Source organism: Klebsiella oxytoca NBRC 105695 (assembly GCF_001598695.1).
Lineage (GTDB): Bacteria > Pseudomonadota > Gammaproteobacteria > Enterobacterales > Enterobacteriaceae > Klebsiella > Klebsiella oxytoca.
In genome coordinates, this window is record NZ_BCZK01000022.1 from 16346 (window position 1) to 40994 (window position 24649).

Genomic DNA, 24649 nt, shown 5'->3' on the forward strand with positions numbered 1-24649 from the left:
CTGACAGGCCAGATGCCTGTTACTACAATCACCGCCGGAGGATGTATGTTGAAAAAATCGCTCATCGCCTTTTCCCTGTTTTGCGCCCTGTCGCCCGCTGTTTTTGCGGGCAACAGTGAAAGCGAACAGCTGAATAAGAAGAACGTCATTGATTTTTATAACAAAGCGTTAAATGACAAGGACTTTGCCGCCGCCAGGCCCTATCTCGGAGACCGCTACATACAGCATAACCCGATGGCGAAAGACGGCGTTGAAGGCTTTCAGCAGTTTATCGCCTTCCTGAAGAGTAAATATCCCGACTCGCGCAGCGTTATCAAGCAGGCCTTTGTCGACGGCGATCATGTGATCCTCCACGTGGAGGTAACCGGTCGCGAGCCGGGAGTGACGCGGGCGATTATCGATATCTTCCGCGTTGATGAACAGCATAAAATCGTTGAGCACTGGGACGTGACCCAGAACGTTCCGCAGAAAACCGCCAGCGGCAACGGCATGTTCTGAGCCTGAGCAGAGCTCCTCTGCTCATCATTCCCTCCGCTTTACCCATTTTCGCTTCGTACAGATGGGCACTTGTTTAAACAGTTTATTTACTTTACTGTAAAGTAAATAAACTGACGGGGTAAGGCGGATGTTCAACGAAGGAAAATGGGCAAAGCTGTTTTGTTTCATTGGATTATCATTTCTTCCCTGCGTAGCGAAGGCCTCACTGCTGAGTCTGGCTACGCAGGATCAGCAGATTCAGGCGGCATGTTCACGTGTAGATGAGCCGGCTCAGGCCAGGCTATGTCACGCCCTGCTCGTTAGCCAGCAGGCGGAGCAGCGCCAACGCTATCTGCATTTTTTACTGCAGCAGAATATTTTCAGCATTCAGACCTATGACTTTCTGTGGGGTGAATACCAGCGTACGACTGCATGTTCTGAAATCAGCCGCTTTTTTCTGTCGAGGGCGCTGGATGCGGCGCTACCGGCTCCACCCACGCCGGCACTTCCCCCATCCCCCGGGCTAAGCGAACCGCCGGCCGTGTTTGCGCTACAAGAATCCCTCAACTGACCGTAGGTGCATAACGATGCTGGCTCGCTTTTTTGTGTTTCGCCCGGTTTTTGCCGCCGTCATCGCTATCTGTATTATGGCGACCGGCGCTTTCGCCCTGCTGACCCTGCCCGTCGAACAATATCCGGATATTGCTCCTCCCGGCGTCAACGTCACCGCCAACTACCCCGGCGCCTCGGCTGAAACCGTTGAAGACAGCGTGACCCAGGTGCTGGAGCAGCAGATTAAAGGCATCGACGGCCTGCTCTATTTTTCCTCCAGCAGCAGTTCAGCAGGCCAGGCGCGTATTAGTCTCAGTTTCGATCAACGCATTGATCCCGATATGGCGCAGGTGCAGGTACAAAATGCCGTTAATCAGGCCATTACGCGTTTGCCTCAAGAGGTGCAGCAGCAAGGCCTTACGGTAACCAAGTCACAGGGTGACAGCCTGATGGTGGTGGCCCTGTACGATCAAACGCGAACGCTAACCAGCCTTGATATCAGCGACTTTCTCGTTAGCTCCCTGCAGGAGCCGCTGAGCCGGGTGGAAGGCGTGGGGGAAACGACCGTTTTCGGCGCCCAGTACGCAATGCGCATCTGGCTCAATCCGCTGCAGCTGAACGGCTACGGTTTGATGCCCTCCGACGTGCAGGCCGCCGTCGAGGCGCAGAATTCTCAGGTCACCAGCGGCGAAATTGGTTCACTGCCTACGCTGGAGGGGCAGTATCTGAACGCGACGGTCACCGCGCAGTCCCGCCTTGAGCATCCCGAACAGTTTGAAAACATTATTCTGCGCACCAACAGAGACGGCTCGGTGGTCTATCTGCGCGATGTCGCCCGGGTGGAGATCGGCGCGGAAAACTATCAAAACCAAACCACGCTCAACGGTTTCCCCTCAGCCGGAATCTCAATTCAGCTGGCCTCCGGGGCCAACGCGCTGGAGACGGCGGAGAAGATCCGGACAGAAGTCGAACGCCTGACGCCCCGCTTTCCGCAGGGCGTTGTCGCCGCTTATCCGCGCGACAGCACGCCGTTCGTGACGGTCTCTATCGAAAGCGTAGTGCGCACGCTGATTGAGGCGATTCTTTTTGTGGTGGCGGTCATGTATCTCTTTCTCCAGAGCTGGCGGGCAACGCTGATCCCGACCCTCACGGTGCCGGTCGTCCTGCTCGGTACCTTCGGCATCCTTAGCCTGCTGGGCTACAGCATCAATACGCTCACCCTCTTCGCGATGGTTCTGGCAATCGGTCTGCTGGTTGATGACGCTATCGTGGTGGTGGAGAACGTTGAACGCCTGATGGTGGAAGAGGATCTTACCCCGCTTGAAGCCACGCTGCGCTCGATGAATGAGATAACCGGCGCGCTGATTGGCATCGCGCTGGTACTCTCGGCGGTTTTTATCCCGATGGCGTTTTTCGGCGGCTCGGTGGGGATTATCTACCGGCAGTTCAGCGTGACCATCGTTTCGGCGATGGTGCTTTCCGCGCTGGTCGCACTGACCCTGACGCCGACGCTGTGCGCCCATCTGCTCAAACCCGGCCATCTTAAAAAAGGGCCGTTCTTCTCCGGTTTCAACCGCGGCGTCGCCGCCACTCAGAATCGTTACCTGGCGATTCTCCGGCGGATAGCGGTCCGCCCCTTCCGCTTTGTATTGCTGGCCCTGGCGCTGACGTTTTTGATGCTCTGGCAGTATCAGAAACTGGCTGGCGGCTTTCTGCCGGAAGAGGATCAGGGCGCGGTGATGGTTCAGTTTACGCTTCCCTCCGGCTCGCCGATGTCGATGACCGAAGAGGTCGGCGCGGAAATTAGCCGCTATTTCATGAGCGAGGAAGAGAATAACCTCAACGTCATCTTTATGGTTACCGGCAGAAATAACGCCGGCAGCGGGCAGAACGTCGGCATGGCCTTCGCCGAACTCAAGCACTGGGATGCGCGTCCCGGAGAACAGAACAGCGCTCAGGCGATCATTGCCCGGGCGAACCAGTACTTTGTTAAAACCTCCCGGCTGGCCAGCATCAGCGTGATGTCGCCACCCACCGTGCGCGGGCTCGGGCAGTCGAGCGGCTTTGAACTCTGGCTACAGGATAGCGCGCAAAACGGCAGCCCGTCGCTCATCGAGGCGCAAAACACCCTGCTCGCTGCCGCCAGACAACAGCCAGAACTGGATGCGGTGCGCATTAACAGCCTGGAGGAGAAGGCGCAGCTGCAGGTCGATGTTGACAGACAGAAAGCGCAGGCCCAGGGGTTGGATCAGGCCGCGATAAACAGCACTCTCTCTGCGGCCTGGGGCGGCGTGTACATTAACGACTTTATCGATCGCGGGCGCGTCAAGCGCGTGTACATGCAGGGAGACGCAGCCTGGCGTTCGACGCCGGAAAATTTATCCGCCTGGTTTGTCCGCGGCGACAGCAACAACATGGCCTCCTTCGACAGCTTCTCATCCTGGCGCTGGACCACCGGGCCGCAGATGCTTCAGCGTTTTAACGGACTGTCAGCCGTGCAGTTCCAGGGCAATGCGGCATCGGGCGTCAGCTCCGGTTCGGCGATGGCGGAAATGGCCGAACTGGTGGGCACGCTGAGTGGGTTTGATCTGCAATGGAGCGGTTTGTCCTGGCAGGAGCAGGCCTCTTCAGTGCAAACGCTATGGGTATATCTGGCCTCGCTGGCCTTTATGTTTTTGTGTCTGGCCGCCTTGTATGAAAGCTGGTCGATTCCGGTCGCCGTACTGCTGATCGTGCCGTTGGGGATTCTGGGGGCCGTGAGCGCGTCGCTGCTCGCCGGATATGAAAACGATATCTACTTCCAGGTCGGTATGCTGACGACCATGGGGCTTTCCGCCAAAAATGCGATTCTGATCGTTGAATTTGCGCTGGCGCAGTTTCAGCAAGGAAAAACCTTATCCGACGCGGCGCTGGAGGGCGCTCGTCTGCGCTTACGCCCCATCATTATGACCTCACTTGCATTTGTTGTCGGCGTTATCCCTCTGGTACTCTCTACCGGTGCCGGCGCTTCCAGCCAACGAGAGATTGGCACCGCGGTGATCGGCGGTATGCTCACCGGGACGCTGCTGACCTTGCTCTTCGTTCCACTCTTTTTCCTGCTGGTACAGCAAGGAATGATGCGCCTTAAAGGGCGCAAACGGTAAGGACTCAATTGATGGGAAATCAACGCGGGCGGCCAATGAAAGCCCGCCCACGCATTTTACAAACCGCCCGCGAGCTGTTTCTCAGGCACGGGCTTGATGTGTCGCTGGATACGATTGCCGCCGAAGCGGGAACCTCGCGGCCGACGCTCTACAGTCATTTCCCCGGCGGTAAAGACGCGCTGCTGCTGGAGACATTTGCGTTTCTCAATGACACCATGCAGCCGCCTCTGCGCCAGCTTTTGCAGGAGCGTCAGCAGGATTTTCCCGCGCTGCTGCGCGGGTTTGCGAAAGTGGTGCAAGCGCACTTTTATGCGCCGGAGAATATTCACTTTCAACGCCTGCTGATCCAGGTGCTGGTGCAAAAGCCCGAACTCTACGTCACGCTCGAACAGCGCCCCTCAGGGCGCGTTTTGCAGGCACTGAGCGAGATACTGGCGCAGAAAAAAAACGAAGGTTTGCTGACCATCAGCGATCCGGAGCTCGAAGCAACGGCGTTTCTCGGCGCGATTATGGGCTATCCGCTGCCGGGGGCCTTAATTGCGCAAAAAGCGGTGGAGCCAGAGAAGCTGGAACAGCTCGCGGAATGCGCGATTACCGTCTTTCTCAAGGCCTGGGGCTACCGGCCATAATCCAGGTTTACGCAGCCACTTTCAGGCCTGTCGCCGCCCTTATTCTGCTAAGCGGATAAAGACCAGGTCTTCGGCCCCGCGCCAGAGGCCGAAGAAAGACTAATCGGCGAGCAGATCGTCATACAGCGCGCGCAGGCGGGTTCGCAGGTAGAGTACCGCTTTATGCTTACGCGACAGCAGCGCCTGCTCGCTTGCGCCGGTCTCTTCGGCCAACTCCCGATAGCTGTAGCCCTGCAGTTCGGTTTTCTCAAATGCTTCGCGCTGGGCGGGCGGCAGTTCCGCGAGCGCCTGGTTTACCGCCTCCCAGAGCAGCGTTTTCAGATACGCCTCCTCCGGCGTTTGCGCAACGCCAAACAGCGTCTCGGCCAGCTCATCCTCGGGAAAGCCACCCTCTTCTTCCTCGCTGAAATCGCCAGCCAGCGGCAGCTCACGCTTTTTTCTCGCCCTGTCGGTCATCTCGTTTCGCGCGGCCCGGAACAGCCAGGCGGCAATATTCTCCACCGGTTGCTCGACGCGGATCAGCTGATAAGTCACTTCCTGCAGGATATCGTCCGCCTCATCCCTTTGCGGGATCCGGGCGCGAATAAACGCCTTCAGCTTCGTCCGGCAGGCGTCGAGAGCGGAAATCAGCCGCGATGGCGTCGCGATGCCGTTTTTCATTGCGCTCACTCGGGATCCGTATTTTTCACCGCAGGCTCCTGCTGCGGCGCATTTTCGCTACGACGATCGCGCCAGCCGCAGTGGCCACGATGCCCGCGATGACCAAAGCGCTGTACAAACTCATCGCGCTGCTCGGGACTCATCTTCATCCAGCGTTCATGCATTCGACGCCGCGCGTGTCCCATACCGAACATTCCCGGGCGAAAACCGAGACCGCCAAACAGGATCCGCGACAGCGCCAGAAGACCTAACGCCTGCCAGAAGCCGATGCTCTTTACCCCAAGGATAGCGGGCAGTAGCGCATTCCATAGCGACATGACCAGCAGCCCGAGAACGATGATTAATGCCGCGCCGATGAGAAGCGGTTTTGCCATTCTGTGGTCACCAAAACGGTGCTGATGGCGCTGCTCGCGCCTGTCGAAATCTCTCATGCTTTGTTTACCTCATAACGCTTGTGAATAGTAACCTGTGCAGAGGTAGACGAATGAGCGGACAAAATATTGCTAACAATATTTAAAAATCGACACACTTTATTTGTACGACAAATGTTATTGTGTGATCTTCATCACCTTTCGGTGCGGGCGGCGGCGGTAACGTTACCCGGTGATTCATCGAAAAAAGAGGAACTTATGAAGGCAGTAAAATCATTAAAAGCAGACTGGGCAATTATTACGCTGATGATTGTTGTCGCGGTCGTTATGTATGGCTATCTGATCCCCAAATACTGGTAATCGACGTCATACCTGCGCTGAACCGCCCCATCGCTCAGGGCGGCTCATCGACCCTCGCCATTACCGCTTATCGTTGAGCGTCTTAATCAAAAACGGCACCGAGTCGCGCAATGACGGGTTAACCGTTCCGCTATGATCCAGCCCCTCATAAATATGCACGTCCGCCCGGGTTCCCGCGCTTTTGACCGCATCCGCAAAGCGTTTTTGCATCGCCGTCGGTACGTTGATATCGACGCTGCCTATACCGATAAATACCGGATGATCGATTTTTAGCGTCGGGTAGAGCATGGTTTCTACGCTGGCGTTTAACAGCGAATCCACCCCCGGCTTGAGAGAATTCGCCGCATTGAGACCGGCCTTCATCACCTCATCGTTAAGCGGCGTAATGCATAAATGGTTCGCCTCTTTCAGCAGCGGTAGCGCTTTGTCCTGGAAATAGTCGGCGGGATTGAGCTGCGGGTTGCTGTCGGCAGCTGAAAGATAAATATAGAAAATATACGGAATTTTCGGATCGCCGCCGCTCGGCGCTTTGCCGCCTGCCGGCGGAAGAATGTCGGCTGCGGTGGTCCCTTTTTCAAAATAAGGCGTACCGGTCAGCACCGTTGCGCGAATATTAAGCTCGGGTGCATATTGCGGCTGATAGCCGGCGCTGGCGAAGGCGGCATGCGCCCCCTGCGACTGTCCAACCAGAATAAGTTCATTTTTGAGCGGAAACTGTTTCAGGGCGGCGCGAACGCTGTCAAGTACGCTCCACGCTTCACCGCGGGCGTTCAGATAGTGGTGCAGCCCGGACGAGCCCAGACCGGCATAATCCGGCGCGACCACCGCATAGCCCAGCGACAGCCAGGTGTTCAGATACTGCTTATCGCGATCGCTGCGCGGGTTTAACGACGGCGCGCAGTGATTCGCCACGCCAACGGTACCATGAGCCCAGACCACCACCGGCCATCCCCCTTCCGGCGTGGCGCCAAAGGGAATAAAGACCGCCGCGGTATCTTCACGCGCGGTTTTACCGTCCACGCCGCTGTGGGAAGGATAACGCAGAAGATATTGCTTAGCCGCTTCGCTTAACCCGTTCTTCGCGCTGAGCGGAGAGACGGCATCGGTGCTGTCAGTAGCGGCGCTAGCCGGAACAGCGCTCATGGAAAGCAATAGCAGCGCAGAGGTGGCGGTAAGGAATTTTTTTGAGAGGGAATAAGTCATGACATCCTGTTCCATAATGGGGATGCACTTAGTGTAGACCCTGGCGCCTGAATACCAGCTCAATGAAGCGGGTCATTTTGCTGATTTGCATAAACCCTGAGTGGCTTCGCTTTTTATCCGGCACAATAATGATAGATTTTTATCAATCACCTCACAGGAAGAGAACAATGTCAGCGAAAAAAGTCACCATGAAGGATATAGCCAGAGACGCCAGAGTCGGTATCGCGACGGTGGACAGAGTGTTGAATAAACGAACTCCCGTGAAAGAGAGCACCGAACGTAAAGTGCTTGAGTCCGCCAGGCGCTTAGGCTTTGCGCTCGAACAATCGCAGTATCGGCTGGCAGCCGGTCAGTCGGCGATCCCGCTGAGAATGGGGTTCATCCTGCTGCAGGAGTCGCACTCGTTTTACCATCAGCTTGCGCAGGCGCTTGAGCAGGCGGCATTGCCCTGGCATAGTCCGGCACAGGCGCCGGTGTTTCTGCATTATGACATTAACGCCATTGACGATATGGTTGCCGCAATCGCCCGCCTCAGCGAAGAGGTTGACGCAATCGGTATTGTGGCGCTGGATAATCCGCTTATCCGCCATGCCGTTGCTCAGGCCGTTGATAAAGGCGTGCGCGTCTTTACCCTGCTCTCCGATATGAGCATCCCGCAACGCACCGGCTACATTGGGCTGGATAATCAGAAAGCGGGCCGCACCGCCGGTTGGGCGGTGGACAGACTGTGTCATGGAAGCGGCAAAATCGGCATTATCGTCGGCGATAACCGATTTATTTGTCAGGAAAGCTGCGAGATAAGTTTCCGTTCCTACCTGCGCGAACATGGCAAAGGCGACCGGGTGCTGGAGCCTGTACGCAGCCACGAACGCGCCGATATCGCCCGCCGGGTGACGGAGGAGATGCTGCAGCGTTATCCCGATCTGGAGGCCATCTACGCGCCCTGCGGCGGCGTGGAAGGGATTATCGCCGCGCTGCATGCGCATCAGCGTCAGCATCAGGTCACGCTGATTTGTCATGGCCCGGTAGACCACGGCGAGCTGGCGCTAATCGACGGGACAATCGATCTCATGCTGGCTCATCGGCTTGCCGAATTCGCCTCAGCGACCGTCGATGCCTTTGTCCAGTGCGCTCACCAGCCGCAGGCGACGTTTATTAACGCCCTGCAGCCTTTTGATTTACTCACCAAAGAAAACCTCTGATCGGCGAAAGCGCGGGTATATTCTCCGCGCTCCGCTTCAGCGCTACATTTGATAAAAAACTATCAATTAAGACATCAAAATAAACCTTGAATTCCATCAAAGAATTTAAATTTCATGATTGTTGAAGATGAAATTTTCATTCAATACTGGTCATGTTTTCTCCTCATCTGAAAAGGAAGCCATCATGACCATACATATTGCCAACGCGCCGTGCAGCTGGGGCGTCGATGATCCCAAAAATCCTTACCTGCCGCCGTGGACCAAGGTGCTGGAAGAGGCGGCGACGGCCGGTTATAAAAGTATTGAACTGGGGCCGTGGAGCTATCTGCCGACCCGAGCCGATGAACTCAGCGCCGCGCTGAATAAGCAGGGGCTGTCGCTGGTGGCCGGAACGATCTTTGACGATCTGGTCAGCGAAGAGAACTTTGCGAACATTGTCGCACTGACGCATAACATTTGCCGCAACCTGTCGCAGGTTCCTTCGGCGGAAAAGACGCCGGGCAACCCCTTCCAGCCGCCTTATCTGGTGATTATTGATTTCGGCAATCCGCTGCGGGCGAAATACGCCGGACACAGCGAACTGGCGCCCCGCCTCTCTCCCGACGACTGGCAGCGGATGATCGGCCATATTATTACCATCAGCCAACTGGCGTGGCAGGAGTACGGCGTTCGCCCGGTTATCCATCCTCACGCCGGCGGCTGCATCGAGTTTGCCGACGAAATCGACCTGCTCGCGGCGCAAATCCCCCATGATGTTGCCGGATTGTGTCTCGACACCGGCCATCTCTTCTATTCGGGTATGGACCCCATCAGCTGGCTGGATCGCCATTTTGATCGCCTTGACTACCTGCACTTTAAAGATGTCGATCCGCAGGTATTCAGGCGCGTGATTTCCCGCGGCATCGACTTCTTCTCTGCCTGCGCGGAGGGCGTGATGTGTCCGCTCGGCAGCGGCGCCATTGATTATCCGGCGGTGCGCGCCTTTCTCGACAAACGCGGCTATCAAGGCTGGATCACCATTGAGCAAGAGCGCGACCCGCGCAACGTCGAGGGCAGCCTTAAGGCGGTCACGGAAAGCCTGCGCTACCTGCATTCGGTTGGTTTTTAATCGGGAGATGAAACATGATTAACGGTATTAAACCTGTTGGCCGGTCGTTACGCTGGGGTATGGTGGGCGGCGGCGGAAGCAGCCAGATTGGCTATATTCACCGCTCCGCGGCGCTGCGCGACGGCACGTTTACCCTGCTGGCCGGGGCCTTCGATATTGACGCTCAGCGCGGGCGTGAGTTTGGCCAGCAGCTGGGCGTGGAGGCCGGGCGCTGTTACCCCGACTACGAAACGCTGTTTCGCGAAGAGGCCGCGCGGGAGGACGGTATTGAAGCGGTTTCCATCGCTACGCCGAACAATACCCACTACGCCATTTGCCGCGCGGCGCTGGAGGCCGGATTGCATGTGGTCTGCGAAAAACCGCTCTGTTTTACCGGCGAAGAGGCCGATGCGCTGGTGGCCCTGAGCGAAAAACAGCGCAAAATCATCGGCGTGACTTACGGCTACGCCGGTCATCAGCTGATTCTGCAGGCGCGGCAGATGATTGAGCAGGGGCTGCTGGGCGAGATACGCATTATCAATATGCAGTTCGCCCACGGTTTTCATAACCAGCCTGTGGAGCAGGAAAACCCCAGTACCCGCTGGCGAGTGGACCCGAAGTTTGTTGGTCCCAGCTACGTTCTGGGCGATCTCGCCACTCACCCGCTGTTTCTGGCGGAGACCATGGCGCCGAAGCTCAATATCACTCGCCTGATGTGCTCCCGCCAGAGCTTTGTCAAAAGCCGCGCGCCGCTGGAGGATAACGCGCATGTGCTGATGGAGTACGACAACGGCGCCGTGGGTTCGATGTGGTGCTCGGCGGTCAACAGCGGCTCAATGCACGGGCAGAAAGTCCGTATCGTCGGAGAAAAAGCCAGCCTTGAGTGGTGGGATGAACAGCCGAATCAGCTGCGCTATGAGATTCAGGGCGAGCCGGTGCGCATTCTCGAACGCGGTATGCCCTATCTGGACCCGCTGGCTCTGCAGGATGACCGGATCGGCGGCGGCCATCCCGAAGGGCTGTTTGAGGCCTGGTCGAATTTGTACCGCCGCTTCGCCATCGCCATGGATGCTACCGATCGTCGCGACGCTGCTTTGCTGGAAAACTTCTGGTACCCGGATGCCAAAGCCGGTGCTCTCGGCGTGCATTGGGTTGAGAACTGCGTACGTTCAGCAGACAGTGGCGCCAGCTGGGTCGATTTCCATTAATCCATAAATAATATTTGCCGGGCGGCGGCTGACGCCTTGCCCGGCCAAAGAGAATCGGGCCGTTCTGCGCCCGGCAAGACGCCAGCCGCCACCGGGCCAAAATGATGCACAACGGCCATTTATCGCAGTGTCTTAACGTGACAGTGTCACCAACTCTCAGCAAATTCACAGCATTGTAATCAAAAAGCGAATGTCGTATAACAGGTGCCAAACCGAGGGGTGTCCCGTGAGGGCTGAGATGGCGTAAGCCGAACCCTTTGAACCTGATCTGGGTCATGCCAGCGAAGGGACGGGTCGGCATTTCCGCCAGTTTTGCGCCATTGCCTGTTCACACTTCTTTTAGCACGCCCGGATCTCCCTATTATCAGGAGGTCCTGTGATTCTTCCCGCATTTACTCAGGGTATTTATGGTCGTCTGCGCCTGCAGGCCGGTGCTGACTGGCAGCGCTACGTCGCCCATCCCTTCCTGCGCCAGCTTGCCGACGGCACCCTTCCCGAACCCGCTTTCCGTCGCTATCTGACGCAGGACTACCTGTTCCTGATCCACTTTGCACGCAGCTACGCGCTGCTGGTGAGCAAGCTGCGTACCCTCGCGGAAATGCGCGTTGCCGCCGCGTCCATGAACGCCATTCTCGACGAACTGCCGCTGCACGTCGGCTACTGTACGGGATGGGGGTTGGATGAAGCGACGATGGCGGCTGAAGAGGAAGCCGCTGAAACGGTAAATTATACCCGCTACGTACTGGACATTGGCCACGCCGGCGATGCGCTGGATCTACTGGCGGCGCTGATGCCCTGCGTGGCCGGCTATGCGGAAATCGGCCTCGGTCTGCTGCACGACCCGGCGACCCGGCTGACTGCCAACCCGTATGCCTCGTGGATCCGCAACTATGGTGATGAGGGCTACCTTAACGGCGTCAATGCAGCCTTAAACCTGCTGGAAACCCTCTGGCAGCAGCGCGGCGGCGAAGCACGTTTTGCCGAACTCAGCGCCATTTTTACGACCGCTACGCGCCTGGAGGCTAACTTCTGGCAAATGGGCCTTAACGCCCTCGCGGAGCGCCAGGCGTGATGGCTCCCGGCATCGAAGTACGCGGACTGAGCCTGCGCTTTGGTTTACGACCGATCTTCGACAATTTGACGTTCTCTATTCCTGGCGGCCAGTGGAGCTCGCTGCTGGGGGCCAGCGGCGCCGGTAAAACCAGCCTCCTGCGCATCATCGCCGGGCTGGCGAAAGCCTCTGGGGGCGAAGTTCGCGCCAGCGATGGCCTGGCGATTGCCGGACGCCTGGCGTGGATGGGGCAAAAAGATCTGCTTTACCCGTGGCTAAGCGTGCGCGACAACGTCTCGCTGGGGGCGCGCCTGCGCGGGGAGCGCATCGATCACCTGCGCGTGACCACGCTGCTACAGCAGGTTGGGCTTGAACACTGCGCCGATGACCGCCCGGCCGCTCTCTCCGGCGGCATGCGTCAGCGTGCGGCGCTGGCGCGTACGCTCTACGAAGACCGGCCCATCGTGCTGATGGACGAGCCCTTTTCCGCGCTCGACACGATCACCCGCACGCGTATTCAGTCCCTGGCCGCCCGGCTGTTGGTGAACCGGACCGTTGTACTGATCACCCACGATCCGATGGAAGCCTGCCGTCTGAGCCACCGTCTGCTCGTCCTTTCCCCGGCCCCCGGCGGGATTGACGACACGCATCGCTTGTCCGGCATACCGCCGCGCGCGCCGGACGATCCGGCGCTATTAGCCGGTCAGGCGGAGTTGCTGCAACAGCTGATAAGGGCTAACGAATGAGCGCAAAACTGTTTCGCGCCGCCGTGGTGTTCTGCGGCCTGCTCCTGATTTGGTGGCTGGTGACCCGCAGCGGCATTCCCGCCTTTCTGCTGCCTTCGCCTTCGGCAGTGGCAAGCGCCCTGTGGGTCAACCGCGCCTACCTCGGTGGGCACACGCTGATCACATTAAGCGAGATCCTCAGCGGTCTCGCGCTCGGCGTTCTGCTCGGCGTGATACTGGCGCTGTGCATGATTGTTTCGCCGCGCCTTCAGCGTTGGCTGATGCCGTTGGTGCTGACCAGCCAGGCGATCCCGGTCTTTACCCTTGCCCCGCTGCTGGTGCTGTGGTTCGGCTTCGGGATGAGCGCCAAGGTTATGATGGCGGTGCTGGTGATCTTCTTTCCCGTCACCTCGGCGTTTTTTGACGGCCTGCGCCGGGTTAACCAGGACTATCTTGACCTCGCGCGCACCATGGGCGCCTCTTTTGGCGCGCAGCTGCGCCACGTCCGCATGATGGCTGCCCTTCCGGCCCTCGGTTCCGGTCTGCGGATGGCGGCCGCCGTTGCGCCCATCGGGGCGATTATCGGCGAATGGGTCGGTTCAGCCGAAGGACTGGGCTACGTCATGCTTAACGCCAATGCCCGTCTGCAAACCGATATCTGCTTTGCAGCCCTGTTTATTCTGGTGCTACTGACCGTCCTGCTGTGGCTGGCGGTGGATGCTTTTTTACACCGGCTGATTAACTGGACGCCGGAATGACGCTCTTAAATAAAAGGACTAACCATGCGTAAACGTGTTTATGCCGGTATAACGCTTGCCGCGCTGTTCAGCGGTCAGGCGCTGGCCAATGAAAAACTCACCCTGGTGCTGGACTGGTATATCAATCCCGACCACGCGCCGATCGTGGTGGCTGAACAGATTGGCGCCTTTAAAGAGGCGGGTCTGGACGTTAAAATTGTGCCACCGTCCGACCCGGCGCTGCCGCCGCGATTAGTCGCCGCCCGCCAGGCGGACCTGGCGATTACCTACCAGCCGCAGGTGCATTTTTTTGCCGATGAAGGTCTGCCGCTGGTCCGCGTCGGCACGCTGATTAATTCGCCGCTGAACACGGTGATCGCGCTGGATAAAAGCATCAAATCTCCCGCCGATCTGCAGGGCAAAAAAGTGGGGTATTCGGTAAGCGGAATCGAACAAGCGACGCTGGCCACTATGGCACAGCACGCGAAAATCGATCCCAAAAGCATCAAGCTCATCAATGTTAACTTTCAGCTGACCAGCGCCCTGCTGGCCGGACAGGTCGATGCGGTGATTGGCGGCTATCGTAATATCGAAGCGCTGGAACTGCAGCTTCAGGGGAAAGATCCGCAGGTGATGAACGTCGAGGATTACGGCGTCCCGGCCTACGATGAGCTGGTGATTGTCGCCAACCGGGACGACGTCAACGCGCCGAAAATCAGGACGTTCCTGCAAGCGCTGCAAAAAGGCGTTGCTTACCTTCGCGCTCATCCGCAGGAAACCTGGCAGGCGTTTGCCGACGCGCATCCTGAACTTAACACGGAGCTGAACAAGCAGGCCTGGCTGAAAACTCTTCCTCTGTTTGCCAGCGATCCGGCAGCGCTGGATAAACCTCGTTATGAAGCTTATGAACAGTTTTTATATAACAACAAGTTGGTGAAAAAAGTCACACCTTTAACGAATTATGCGGTTGAACTGCACTAAGTCATACCATTGCTGGCGGAAATCTTTCGCCAGCAATAGCCAGGCGGCAGTAATAAAAATTGCGAGAATCCCTCACTAATAATTACAATTTTAAAGGTCTTTCATCCTTTAAAACACTTCTTTTTTATCAATGCGTTATGCGTTAATTTTGCAGTGTAAAAATAACGTAAATATAGCTTAATCAATAAAACGTTGAACGCGGTTCTAAAAAGCCATATATTGTGCCCGCTTTAATGCATGGCGATTCATTTTCTTACACCATTTTATTCAACCAGCGCTCAACCGTAACGCTGGTTGTGGGAGTGATATGATGACGGATAAAGTCCGTATTGATACTTTAGGCGCAGATTTATTAGATGCAAACAACGATACCTTTTTGGCCCGTCAGGCTGAATTCGAATCGAATGTCAGGAGCTACCCGCGCAAGCTGCCCCTTGCGATTACTAAAGCGGAAGGCGTCTGGCTGACCGATGCGGATAACAAACAGTATCTCGACTGCCTTGCCGGCGCAGGTACTCTGGCTCTCGGTCACAACCACCCTGATGTGCTGCAGAGCATCCAAAGTGTCATTACCAGCGGCTTGCCGTTACATACTCTCGATCTCACCACTCCGTTAAAAGATCGCTTCTCTGAATACCTGCTTTCCCTGCTGCCGGGCGAAGGTAAAGAATACTGCCTGCAGTTCACCGGTCCCTCCGGCGCTGACGCCGTAGAAGCGGCGCTGAAGCTGGCGAAAAAATACACCGGCCGTACTTCCGTAATCAGCTTCTCCGGCGGTTACCACGGGATGACCCACGGCGCGCTGTCCGTCACCGGTAACCTGTCGCCCAAAGCGGCGGTTAACGGCATGATGCCGGAAGTGCAGTTTATGCCTTACCCGCACCAGTACCGCTGCCCGCTGGGTATCGGCGGTGAGGCCGGCGTAAAAGCGCTGACCTACTACTTCGAAAACCTGATTAACGACGTCGAAAGCGGCGTGCGTAAACCGGCGGCGGTGATCCTTGAAGCCGTTCAGGGTGAAGGCGGCGTGAACCCGGCTCCGGTCGAGTGGCTGCAGCGCATCCGTAAAGTGACTCAGGAACACGGCATTCTGCTGATCGTCGATGAAGTTCAGGCGGGCTTTGCGCGTACCGGTAAATTCTTCGCCTTCGAACACGCGGGCATCGAGCCGGACATTATCGTGATGTCGAAAGCCGTCGGCGGCGGTCTGCCGCTGGCCGTTCTCGGTATCAAAAAGCAGTTCGACGCCTGGGAACCGGGTCACCACACCGGCACCTTCCGCGGCAACCAGCTGGCGATGGCGACCGGCCTGACCACCCTGCGCCACCTGAAAGACAATAACATTGCGGATAAAACCGCCGCTCAGGGCGAATGGCTGAAGGGCAAGCTGGCCGAGATGCAGAAACGCTATCCGGTGATTGGCCACGTTCGCGGTCTGGGCCTGATGATCGGTATTGAGATCGTTAAACCGAACGAAGCGCCGGATCACATGGGCTGCTACCCGGCGGACGGCGAACTCTCCGCCCTGCTGCAGAAGAAATGCTTCGAAGCGGGCGTGATCCTCGAGCGCGGCGGTCGCCACGGCTGCGTGCTGCGTCTGCTGCCGTCCCTGCTGATCAGCAACGCTGAGCTGGAAATTTTCTTCGACAAATTTGAACAGGCCCTGCTGGCCGCCGGCGTAAAACCGGTCTGAGTGGAGTAAGTGACCGCAATGTCCAAGTTGAATCCGATTCTTGCTGGTTCCGCACAGAGTATTGATGCCTATCAGCAAGCGATCGCCCAGACCAGCCAGGCTGTCGCGCAGTGGTTGCAGCAGCCTGAAATGTATCAGGGGAAAAGCGTTGACGAACTGCGTGAGCGCATCACCCTTGATTTCAACGAACAGGGTCTGGGCAACCAGGCGGCGATTGAACGTGCGATCGAGTACTTCCTGAAAGACAGCCTGTCGGTACATCACCCGCAGTGCGTGGCGCATCTACACTGCCCGAGCCTGGTGATTAGCCAGGCGGCGGAAGTGCTGATTAACGCCACCAACCAGAGCATGGATTCCTGGGATCAAAGCCCGTCAGCCACCATCATTGAGATCAAGCTGATTGAATGGCTGCGTGCGCAGGTCGGCTACGGCGCTGGCGATGCGGGCGTGTTCACCAGCGGCGGTACCCAGAGCAACATGATGGGGCTGATGCTGGCGCGCGATGCCTTCTTTGCCCGCCAGGGCCACTCCATCCAGCAGGATGGTCTGCCGGGCGATGTTCGTCGCTACAAAGTACTGTGTTCTGAAAATGCCCACTTCTCGGTGCAGAAGAACATGGCGCTGATGGGCCTCGGCTACCGTTCCGTGACGCTGGTGAAAACCGACCAATTCGCGCGGATGGACGTGGCGGACCTGAAAGCGAAAATCGCCGAGGCTCAGGCTAACGGCGAGCAGATTATGGCGATTGTCGCTACCGCTGGCACTACCGACGCGGGGGCCATTGACCCGCTGCGAGAAATCGCGGCTGTCGCGGCAGAGCATCAGATCTGGCTGCACGTTGACGCAGCCTGGGGCGGCGCGCTGCTGATGTCTGAGAAGTATCGCGATCGTCTGGACGGCATTGACTTAGTGGATTCCATCACTCTGGATTTCCATAAGCAGTTCTTCCAGACCATCAGCTGCGGCGCGTTTCTGTTAAAAGAAGCCCGTCACTACGAGCTGATGCGCTATCAGGCGGCCTATCTGAACTCTGAGTTCGATGAAGAGCATGGCGTACCGAACCTGGTGTCCAAATCGCTGCAGACCACCCGCCGCTTCGACGCGCTGAAGCTGTGGATGGGTCTTGAGGCGCTGGGCCAGAAGCAGTACGCGGAAATCATCGATCACGGCGTGACGATGGCGCTGAACGTAGCGGATTATGTCGAAACGCAGCCGACGCTGGAACTGGTGATGCAGCCGCAGCTGGCGAGCGTGCTGTTCCGTTCCCGTCCGCAGCAGATGGCGGGCAGCGACGACGCCGCCATCGCCCTGCTCAACCAGCGGGTTGGCGATGCGCTGCTGGCTTCCGGCCGCGCTAACGTCGGGGTGACCGAGCACAACGGCGTTACCTGCCTGAAGCTAACCTTGCTGAACCCGATCGTTACGTTAGATGACGTGAAGGTGCTGCTGAGCCTGGTCGACCGCACCGCCCAGGAGCTGCTGGCGCAGTAAGCTTTTCGCATTGACCACGAAAGCCGATAACTTACCTTATCGGCTTTTTTATTGGGTTTCGCCCTGAGCTTGTGACGTTGTCACGCCATTTCCCGGGGGCGGCGCAAAGCGTCTGCCCAGGCTACAGTCCTGCAGACTGCTGAGGACGCGTAGCCCGGACAGATAAGCAGCATCGCCTCCGGGAAATTCTGCCACTTCGGGCGCTTTCCCCGAGGCGTTATATCTGCGCCGGACGTGCGATGGCGCGATGTTGTCGCACCGTGTATCGACTCTCCTTTCCGATACACGGTGAGACAAACAAACGATCAGGCGAGATAACGTGCCGCTGGCTCAGATTGCACGAAAGCGGGCAGCATAGCCTGACGCATCGCGTTAAGCATTTGCCACTGCGTTTCGTCCTGCAGCGGCGGTATGGTGACCAATTCGCGGCGGTCAAAACCGACCAGGGCGGCATCCACCAGTTTCTCCACCTCCATAACGCCGGGAATGGCGTTGACATCTTTACCGCTATGCTGCCAGATTTCGGTACGGGTGGCCGCAGGCAGGACCGCCTGCACGTATACGCCCTTCGCGCTTAGCTCAACGTCGAGCCCCTGCGAAAGAAACAGCACAAACGCTTTTGTCGCGCCGTATACGGTCAGGCCCATTTCCGGGCCCAGCCCAACCACCGATGCAATATTGACGATGGCCCCTGCTCCGGCCCGGGTTAGACGCGGTGCGATAGCGTTTGCCAGGCGGGTCACGGCAGTAACGTTGAGGGTAATCAGCCGAGTGATATCGGCGCTGCTCTGGTTAAGAAAATCGCCTGGTATCGACGTGCCGGCATTGTTAATCAGAATCCCAATTTGTGCGTCTTCCCGCAGCCGCTGCTCGACTGCGGTAATGTCGCTATCCTGAGTTAAGTCGGCCTGCAGGATGTCGACCTGAACGCCGGTTTCACCGCGCAGCCGCTCGGCCAGCGCCGTCAGCCGCTCGAGATGACGCGCAACGAGCACCAGGTCATGACCGCGGCGAGCAAAACGTTCGGCATAGACTGCGCCAATACCTGTCGATGCCCCGGTCACCAGTACTGCTGATTGACTGCTCATAACGACACTCCTGAATTATACATGATGGCCGCCATGTATAATGGCACGAGCTGGGTAAGCTGTAAATATTGTTATATGATGGTCATCATAAATAATTTATCGCAGGAACGCGCCATGAGAGTGAGCAGAAAACAGGTTGAAGAGAATAAGCAGACAATCCTGACCGCCGCCGGCCGGTTGTTTCGTGAGCGCGGTTTTGACGCGGTCACGGTCACTGATATTATGAAATCAGCCGGTCTGACCCACGGCGGATTTTACGGCTACTTTAAATCGAAGGATGACCTGATCGCACAAACCCTTGCTGAACTGAAGATAGAGAGCGAAGCGGCGGATAACGACGTCGAATTGCTTATCGCACGTTATCTCTCACCCGAGCACCGGGATAATTTTGCCAGCGGTTGCCCGCTGGCAGCGCTGGCGGCGGAGACCATCCGCCAGTCTGAATCCGCACGCGATGAAATGACCGCGCGACTGCAGCAGCAGATAGCTTATCTCAGCGAAGCGATTAATGAGAAAAACCCGGAAAAGAGCCGTCGTGCGGCGATTGGCAACTGGTCTGCCATGGTCGGGGCGTTGATTCTGGCGCGAATGACCGCTGATTCGGCGTTTTCAGATGAAATCCTGCGAGAAACAGCGGCCTGGCTTGAGGAAAACCAGCGCTAACGTTACGCCGTTTCCCGATCCGGCGGCAGATAGCCGGCAACAAAGCGGGTCAAAATCGCCGAGGCCACCGGGCTTTCCTCAACCTCAAGGCTCAGATTATCCGGGTCAATACCCTCGTTGCGCAGTGCCGCCTGACGGTACGCGATCAGCGAGCGGGCAATCGCCGGCGTGATTTCCGGGTGGAACTGGGTGGAGACGGCATGGGCGCCGTAGCGCACAATCTGGTGCGGATCGTGCTGCGACGAGGCCAGCACCTTCGCCCCCGGCGGTAATCGGGTGACCGTTTGCATATGAGTCAGATGCGCGCTGAACGGCGCCGGATGATCGGCCAGAAGACGATCCGCCCGCCCGCTTTCTGACAGCGAAATAGTTTTGCTTCCGGCCTCGCGCCCGGCAGGATGGTAATCCACCTCGCCGCCCAGCGCATGCGCCATCAGCTGATGCCCGTAACAGACGCCAAACAGCGGCATCTCTATTGCCATTGCCTCGCGGATCCAGGCCGCGGTCATTTCGCTCCACGGCAGGCGTTCGGTCACCATATCCCATGAGCCGGTAATCACCGCGACGGTCGCGTTATCCGGGGCGGGAAGCGTCTCCCCGGCAAACACTCGCGCCACGCTGATTTTATTGCGCCACGGCGCCAGTAAATGAGCAAACCAGGAGGGAAGATCGCCGTGGTCGGAGGCGATTTCATCCGGCGGGGTGCCGGTCTGCACAATAAGAAGCGTATTTCGGCTTAACGACATCGGAGGGCCTTTTTTCACAACAACACAGAGCCCTACTATGAGCAAAAGCGCCAGCGGGGGCAAATAACCTATCCGCTAACGCTTATGCTCCGGGCGAATAACGTCTACTGCGCGTCCGCGCTCTCCACCTGCGGCACCGCAGCCGCAGCACCCTGTTCAGCCGGCGCGTTGGCCGGGTCAAAGATATGGTCGAGGATGGCGCGTGCCGTCGGTCCTGCCACTACGCCATCGCCGCCGCCGTTCTCCAGAATCAGCGCCATCGCCACCTTCGGATGCTGATACGGCGCAAACAGGGTGTAGAAGATATGGTCGCGCAGGCGCACCGGGATCATCTTCGCGTTGTAGGTCTGATTCTCCTTCAGGCTGAAGACCTGGGACGTCCCCGATTTTGCCGCGATCTGGTACGGCGCGGTATGGAACAGCTTATACCCGGTGCCGTTTGGCAGGTTCGCCATGCCGTACATACCGTTGCGCACTACGTCCCAGTATGGCGAATGCGGATCGCCAATCTGCGGCAGATTCTGCGGTGGCTGATAGCGCTCGACCCTATTCCCCTGCTTCATGGAGTAAAGCAGATGCGGATTTTGCACTTTGCCGTTATTTATCAGGGTCGTCAGCGCTTTAACCATCTGGATCGGCGTGGCAATCCAGTAGCCCTGGCCGATGCCGACGGAAATGGTATCCCCCTGATACCACGGTTTTTTATGCACCCGCTGTTTCCACTCCCGGCTCGGTAGCACCCCGGCATACTCTTCGTTAAGATCGATACCGGTAGACTGACCGTAACCGAACTTGCTCAGCCACTCGTGAATACGGTCGATCCCCATCTCAAACGCCACCTGATAGAAAAACGTATCCGCCGACTCTTCGATCGCTTTGGTGACGTTAAGCATGCCGTGGCCGCTCTTCAGCCAGTCGCGGTAGCGGCGCTGGGTTCCCGGCAGCGTCCACGTCGGCGCGCCGAAGAAGGAGGTGGTTGGCGTGATTACGCCCGCCGATAGCGCCGACAGCGCCATGTAGGGCTTCACCGTCGACGCGGGCGGATAGAGCCCCTGGGTGACACGGTTAATCAGCGGACGGTCGGGGTTTTCGAGCAGCGAACGATAGGCCTGGTAGCCAATGCCTCTGACAAAGGGATTCGGGTCATAGCTGGGGCTGGAAACCATCGCCAGCACGCCGCCGTCGCGCGGATCGACGGCGACCACCGCCGCGCGCTGCCCCTTCAGCACCGACTCGATATACTGCTGCAGATGCAAATCCAGCGTCAGGTAGATGTTCTTCCCAGCCACCGGTGGCACCTCTTTTAGCAGACGCACCACCCGCCCGTGGTTATCCACCTCAACCTCCTGATAACCGGTGGTGCCGTGCAGCGCTTTCTCATAGTAGCCTTCGATGCCCTGCTTACCGATATTATGGTCGGCGGCGTAGTTCTCTTCTTCGCCGGCTTTGGCCAGCTTTTGCAAATCGCTGTCGTTGATCTTCGAGACATAGCCAACCACGTGCGCCAGCTCGGCGCCGTAGGGATAAGCGCGCTGCTGGTAGCTCTCTACGGTAACGCCGGGAAAATGGAACTCATTGACGGCAAAACGCGCCACCTCAATATCGCTCAGGTCCGATTTTAAGGTCACCTCTTTGTAGCGGCTGGTGTGGTGCATATCGTCGCGGAAGTCGGCGATATCCTGCGGGGTTAAATCAACAATCGGCGTCAGCTGCTGCAGCAGCGCCGTCATATCGGCGATTTTGCTCGGGATCACCTGTAAACGGTAGAGGGTAATATTTTGTACCAGCGGGATGCCGTTGCGGTCGAAAATCAGCCCGCGGCTCGGCGCGATGGGCAGCATTTTAATGTCGTTCTGGTTTGAACGGGTCTGATAAAAGTCGTGCTGCTCTACCTGCAGGCGGTAGAGGTTAACAATCAGGACAGCAAAGCAGACCACCACCAGTAGAAACGCAATGACAGCACGGCGGATAAATAACATCTCTTCCGCTGAATGGTCGCGAATTTCATCTCTCATAAGGGACATTAGCGGTCATTTACCTGGGTTACAAAGGGCCTGAAAAAGGAAAAGCGGGGAAGAATAGCGTTATCGCAGCGGGAGCCCTACCGAAATGTTGCTAATGATTTGGCAGAAATGTATCAGCATGTTAGAGATTTAAAGTGACACTGTCACTGAAATAACCTCCATCGTAAGATCGACGGAGGCGAATGGCTAGCGCGCTTTTTCACTGACCGTCATGGTGAATCGCGTCACCGTTTCGCCGGCGTTAGCGTAGCTATGCGGAGCGTCGGTACGTGCGACGGCTGAATCACCGGCGGGAATCAAATAGAGGCTGTCGTTCACCGTTAATGTCAGGGCACCCTCGGTCACAAAAAGCAGCTCCGTGGTCCCTTCTCCGTGGCCCGGAGAAGTAAAAATTTCGCCCGGATAAAGACTCCACTGCCAGAGTTCCACCATATCTGGACCGCTGGTTCCGGCCAGCAGTCGCGCGTGGCCGCCCTGTTCACCCTGCCACAGCGTGGGGATATCGCCTGCGGCGATCGCCTTTACCGGCGGCGCGGAGGCAACATTGACGAAATCGGCCACCGCAACGCCCATGGCTGACGCCAGACGGCATAACAGCGCAATGCTCGGGTTAGCCCGGCAGGCTTCAATGTCTACCAGCATCCCTTTGCTGACGCCCGCGCGCCTTGATAGCTCGTCGAGGGAGATCTTCTTTTCCGCCCGATAGCGCTTAATGCGCGCCGCAACGGCTTCATTGATGCTGGCGGCATCAGCGCCCGCCCCGGTCGTTATATTGACTTTTTTGGTCATCGGTCGATATCATGCTTTAAAATAGTCGTTAAAGGATTATCCAATGAATAACGTATTACCGTCAATCAGCCCACAGGTGTCGGCGCTGGCTCCCGGCTTTCGCGCCCTGAGCATTGATGTTATCTCTGCTCCCGTACGCGCGCCGCAGGTTGGTGCAGAAGCGCTCCATTCCGCCTGCCGTGCGGTTATCGCCGGTGAGCCGCAGTGGGCGGAAGCACATTTGCAGGCCTGGAACGAGGTATTCCGCGCCTTTGGCGCAAAGCCTAAGCGCACGCCCTGCTCGGCGGAAGCCTTGCGCAGGCGGGTGCTGCGCGATGGCGAAATGGCAGCGCTCGATCCGATCGTCGATCTCTATAATGCGGTGAGCCTGCGCTACGCCGTGCCGGTCGGTGGGGAAAACCTGGCGGCTTACGTTGGCGTCCCGCAACTGAAGATCGCCGACGGCAGCGAGCCGTTCGATACCGTCAAAGAGGGAAAGATCGTCTTCGAAAACCCCGACGCGGGTGAAGTGGTCTGGTGCGATGACGCAGGGGTGACCTGCCGACGCTGGAACTGGCGACAGGGAGTACGCACTCGCCTGAGCGTAGAGAGTCCGCGGATGTGGTTTATTCTTGAAAGTCTGCCGGAAATGCCGCTTAGCGCGCTTCATGAGGCAGGAGAAATGCTGATGGCCGGTCTACTGTCGATGATGCCCGAAGCGAAAATGTATTCGCAGCTGATAACGGCCGACGTCTGGCTGACAGGGGGCGCCCGGTAGCGTATCGCTACCGGGCAAAACAGATGTCTCTCTACTGCTTATCTTCCGCTGCGGCCACTGAACTGGAGCGATAAATAAAGAACAACGCCAGCCCCAGACAGACGATCGCCCCCAGCCTGCCCGGGGAGAAAGCGATGGCGTCATTTCCCAGCCAGCCGAAATTATCAATCAGCAGGCTCATGGCCAGTTGGCCAAAAATCACCGCTACCGTGGCCGTCGCGGTGCCGATACGCTGAACCGCCAGCACCATAATCACGATATAGGGTACACCGCAAAACGCCCCCAGCAGCTGCCATTTCGGCACATCGAGCAGCGTCATCGTCTGGTGAGGCTCGAAATACAAAATCAGCAGCGCGGTGATCAATCCTCCCACGGCGAAGGTGAGAAATGCGCTACGAAACACGCCAACCTGACTGCCTAAACGGCCGTTGATCGCCGCCTGCATACTCAGCATCGCGCCGCCGACCAGCGCCAACAAAATCATTATGCTACTCATTTTACAACCTCAGCTTGTGGCAATCAGAACCAGGGCGACAACGATTAACAGCAGAGCAATAAGCCGCCGCCCATCGATTTTACGTTTTGGCGAACCGAACAGACCGTAATGGTCGATCAGCAGGCTTTTACAGACCTGGCCGGCAAGAATGCCGATCATCGTCATAGCGATACCGATCACCGGTACGGCAACGGTTAAAATGACGACGTAAATGGGTCCCAGCACGCCTCCGGTGAGCTGCCAGCCGGGTAAAGAGAAAAATGAGGGGCTCTGGCGCGGGCCAAACAGCAGCATCAGCAAAAACGTGAGGGCGCTCCCGACGCCAAATATACTGAACGTCGCCCATAAATCCCCTACCTGACCGGCCAGCGGTCCCAGTAGCCCGGCTTCGACGGACAGACCCATGCCGCCGGCAATCACCAGAAAAATCAGTAATAACTGCATCATTAAATTCCGCTTATTAATCAAGCGGCAGAGCATAAAACAGCGAAGTAGTGTGAAAAACGGTACAATCAG

At 57.6% G+C, this 24649-nt stretch carries 25 protein-coding genes and 1 riboswitch; of the genes, 16 read left to right on the top strand and 9 right to left on the bottom strand.

All coding sequences use genetic code 11. From position 1 onward, the window contains the following. Window positions 1–45 precede the first annotated feature (45 nt). The 4 genes from KO1_RS25290 to KO1_RS25305 all read left to right on the top strand — a co-directional run bounded on the left by KO1_RS25290 (window position 46) and on the right by KO1_RS25305 (window position 4801). Window positions 46–498, top strand: coding sequence for a nuclear transport factor 2 family protein (locus tag KO1_RS25290; RefSeq protein WP_004102035.1), 453 nt, complete (start codon window positions 46–48; stop codon window positions 496–498). Between the two features lie 127 nt (window positions 499–625). Continuing rightward, window positions 626–1048, top strand: coding sequence for a hypothetical protein (locus KO1_RS25295; RefSeq protein WP_004112969.1), 423 nt, complete (start codon window positions 626–628; stop codon window positions 1046–1048). A 16-nt stretch (window positions 1049–1064) separates the two neighbouring features. Next, window positions 1065–4172, top strand: coding sequence for a multidrug efflux RND transporter permease subunit (locus tag KO1_RS25300; RefSeq protein WP_024274167.1), 3108 nt, complete (start codon window positions 1065–1067; stop codon window positions 4170–4172). A gap of 11 nt (window positions 4173–4183) precedes the next feature. Beyond that, window positions 4184–4801 carry a TetR/AcrR family transcriptional regulator gene (locus KO1_RS25305; RefSeq protein WP_023329693.1) on the top strand — a complete coding sequence of 206 codons (618 nt, stop codon included), beginning with the start codon at window positions 4184–4186 and terminating at the stop codon, window positions 4799–4801. Between the two features lie 99 nt (window positions 4802–4900). Here KO1_RS25305 and KO1_RS25310 read toward each other — a convergent pair whose 3' ends face one another. Next, window positions 4901–5461, bottom strand: a complete 561-nt coding sequence (locus KO1_RS25310) for an RNA polymerase sigma factor (RefSeq protein WP_004102026.1) — start codon at window positions 5459–5461, stop codon at window positions 4901–4903. A gap of 5 nt (window positions 5462–5466) precedes the next feature. Then, window positions 5467–5892, bottom strand: coding sequence for a hypothetical protein (locus KO1_RS25315; protein ID WP_004112965.1), 426 nt, complete (start codon window positions 5890–5892; stop codon window positions 5467–5469). A 198-nt stretch (window positions 5893–6090) separates the two neighbouring features. Between KO1_RS25315 and ykgR the strand changes: the two genes are divergently transcribed. Then, window positions 6091–6192 (top strand): small membrane protein YkgR, encoded by a 102-nt coding sequence (ykgR, locus tag KO1_RS28870; protein WP_004102022.1) that lies wholly within the window; start codon window positions 6091–6093, stop codon window positions 6190–6192. 60 nt (window positions 6193–6252) lie between these two features. On the opposite strand, the gene KO1_RS25320 is transcribed toward ykgR, so the two are convergent. Next, window positions 6253–7395, bottom strand: a complete 1143-nt coding sequence (locus tag KO1_RS25320; protein ID WP_024274165.1) for an alpha/beta hydrolase — start codon at window positions 7393–7395, stop codon at window positions 6253–6255. Between the two features lie 167 nt (window positions 7396–7562). Here KO1_RS25320 and KO1_RS25325 point away from each other — a divergent pair, with 167 nt between their 5' ends. From KO1_RS25325 to KO1_RS25365, 9 genes are all read left to right on the top strand, one after another. Then, the gene (locus tag KO1_RS25325) at window positions 7563–8597 is read left to right on the top strand and encodes a LacI family DNA-binding transcriptional regulator (protein WP_024274164.1); all 1035 of its coding nucleotides are present in this window, start codon (window positions 7563–7565) and stop codon (window positions 8595–8597) included. A gap of 184 nt (window positions 8598–8781) precedes the next feature. Beyond that, window positions 8782–9705, top strand: coding sequence for a TIM barrel protein (locus KO1_RS25330; protein ID WP_024274163.1), 924 nt, complete (start codon window positions 8782–8784; stop codon window positions 9703–9705). Between the two features lie 14 nt (window positions 9706–9719). After that, window positions 9720–10892 carry a Gfo/Idh/MocA family protein gene (locus KO1_RS25335; protein ID WP_016809030.1) on the top strand — a complete coding sequence of 391 codons (1173 nt, stop codon included), beginning with the start codon at window positions 9720–9722 and terminating at the stop codon, window positions 10890–10892. 205 nt (window positions 10893–11097) lie between these two features. Further along, window positions 11098–11199, top strand: a riboswitch (TPP riboswitch). A gap of 69 nt (window positions 11200–11268) precedes the next feature. Then, window positions 11269–11964, top strand: a complete 696-nt coding sequence (locus tag KO1_RS25340; RefSeq protein ID WP_024274162.1) for a TenA family protein — start codon at window positions 11269–11271, stop codon at window positions 11962–11964. Further along, a complete protein-coding gene (locus tag KO1_RS25345; RefSeq protein ID WP_024274161.1) occupies window positions 11961–12689 on the top strand; it encodes an ABC transporter ATP-binding protein in 729 nt (242 codons plus the stop codon). The genes KO1_RS25340 and KO1_RS25345 overlap by 4 nt, the downstream gene beginning before the upstream one ends. After that, the gene (locus KO1_RS25350) at window positions 12686–13426 is read left to right on the top strand and encodes an ABC transporter permease (protein ID WP_024274160.1); all 741 of its coding nucleotides are present in this window, start codon (window positions 12686–12688) and stop codon (window positions 13424–13426) included. The genes KO1_RS25345 and KO1_RS25350 overlap by 4 nt, the downstream gene beginning before the upstream one ends. A 24-nt stretch (window positions 13427–13450) precedes the next feature. Beyond that, entirely contained in the window at window positions 13451–14386 is a 936-nt protein-coding gene (locus KO1_RS25355) for an ABC transporter substrate-binding protein (RefSeq protein ID WP_024274159.1), read from the top strand. Between the two features lie 307 nt (window positions 14387–14693). Beyond that, window positions 14694–16079 (top strand): diaminobutyrate--2-oxoglutarate transaminase, encoded by a 1386-nt coding sequence (locus KO1_RS25360; protein ID WP_017145898.1) that lies wholly within the window; start codon window positions 14694–14696, stop codon window positions 16077–16079. Between the two features lie 9 nt (window positions 16080–16088). Continuing rightward, a complete protein-coding gene (locus tag KO1_RS25365) occupies window positions 16089–17570 on the top strand; it encodes a pyridoxal phosphate-dependent decarboxylase family protein (RefSeq protein WP_160886463.1) in 1482 nt (493 codons plus the stop codon). A gap of 305 nt (window positions 17571–17875) precedes the next feature. Here the strand turns inward: KO1_RS25365 and KO1_RS25370 are convergent, their stop codons facing one another. Then, window positions 17876–18658: an SDR family NAD(P)-dependent oxidoreductase gene (locus tag KO1_RS25370; RefSeq protein WP_004102005.1), complete on the bottom strand. Its 783-nt coding sequence runs from the start codon at window positions 18656–18658 to the stop codon at window positions 17876–17878. A 114-nt stretch (window positions 18659–18772) separates the two neighbouring features. Between KO1_RS25370 and KO1_RS25375 the strand changes: the two genes are divergently transcribed. Continuing rightward, window positions 18773–19321 carry a TetR/AcrR family transcriptional regulator gene (locus tag KO1_RS25375; protein WP_004102003.1) on the top strand — a complete coding sequence of 183 codons (549 nt, stop codon included), beginning with the start codon at window positions 18773–18775 and terminating at the stop codon, window positions 19319–19321. A gap of 2 nt (window positions 19322–19323) precedes the next feature. Here the strand turns inward: KO1_RS25375 and KO1_RS25380 are convergent, their stop codons facing one another. The 3 genes from KO1_RS25380 to KO1_RS25390 form a co-directional block, all read right to left on the bottom strand. Further along, window positions 19324–20067, bottom strand: coding sequence for a glutamine amidotransferase (locus KO1_RS25380; RefSeq protein WP_004102001.1), 744 nt, complete (start codon window positions 20065–20067; stop codon window positions 19324–19326). A gap of 104 nt (window positions 20068–20171) precedes the next feature. Continuing rightward, the gene (mrdA, locus tag KO1_RS25385) at window positions 20172–22091 is read right to left on the bottom strand and encodes a penicillin-binding protein 2 (protein WP_024274158.1); all 1920 of its coding nucleotides are present in this window, start codon (window positions 22089–22091) and stop codon (window positions 20172–20174) included. A gap of 186 nt (window positions 22092–22277) precedes the next feature. Beyond that, window positions 22278–22880, bottom strand: a complete 603-nt coding sequence (locus KO1_RS25390; RefSeq protein ID WP_004101997.1) for a helix-turn-helix domain-containing protein — start codon at window positions 22878–22880, stop codon at window positions 22278–22280. Window positions 22881–22923: 43 nt separating this feature from the next. On the opposite strand from KO1_RS25390, the gene KO1_RS25395 reads away from it, so the two are divergent. Further along, the gene (locus KO1_RS25395; RefSeq protein ID WP_004101996.1) at window positions 22924–23637 is read left to right on the top strand and encodes a B3/B4 domain-containing protein; all 714 of its coding nucleotides are present in this window, start codon (window positions 22924–22926) and stop codon (window positions 23635–23637) included. A 31-nt stretch (window positions 23638–23668) separates the two neighbouring features. On the opposite strand, the gene KO1_RS25400 is transcribed toward KO1_RS25395, so the two are convergent. Both KO1_RS25400 and KO1_RS25405 read right to left on the bottom strand, forming a co-directional pair. Then, window positions 23669–24133 (bottom strand): DMT family transporter, encoded by a 465-nt coding sequence (locus KO1_RS25400; protein ID WP_004101994.1) that lies wholly within the window; start codon window positions 24131–24133, stop codon window positions 23669–23671. Between the two features lie 9 nt (window positions 24134–24142). Further along, window positions 24143–24577: a DMT family transporter gene (locus KO1_RS25405; protein ID WP_016809042.1), complete on the bottom strand. Its 435-nt coding sequence runs from the start codon at window positions 24575–24577 to the stop codon at window positions 24143–24145. Window positions 24578–24649 lie beyond the last annotated feature (72 nt).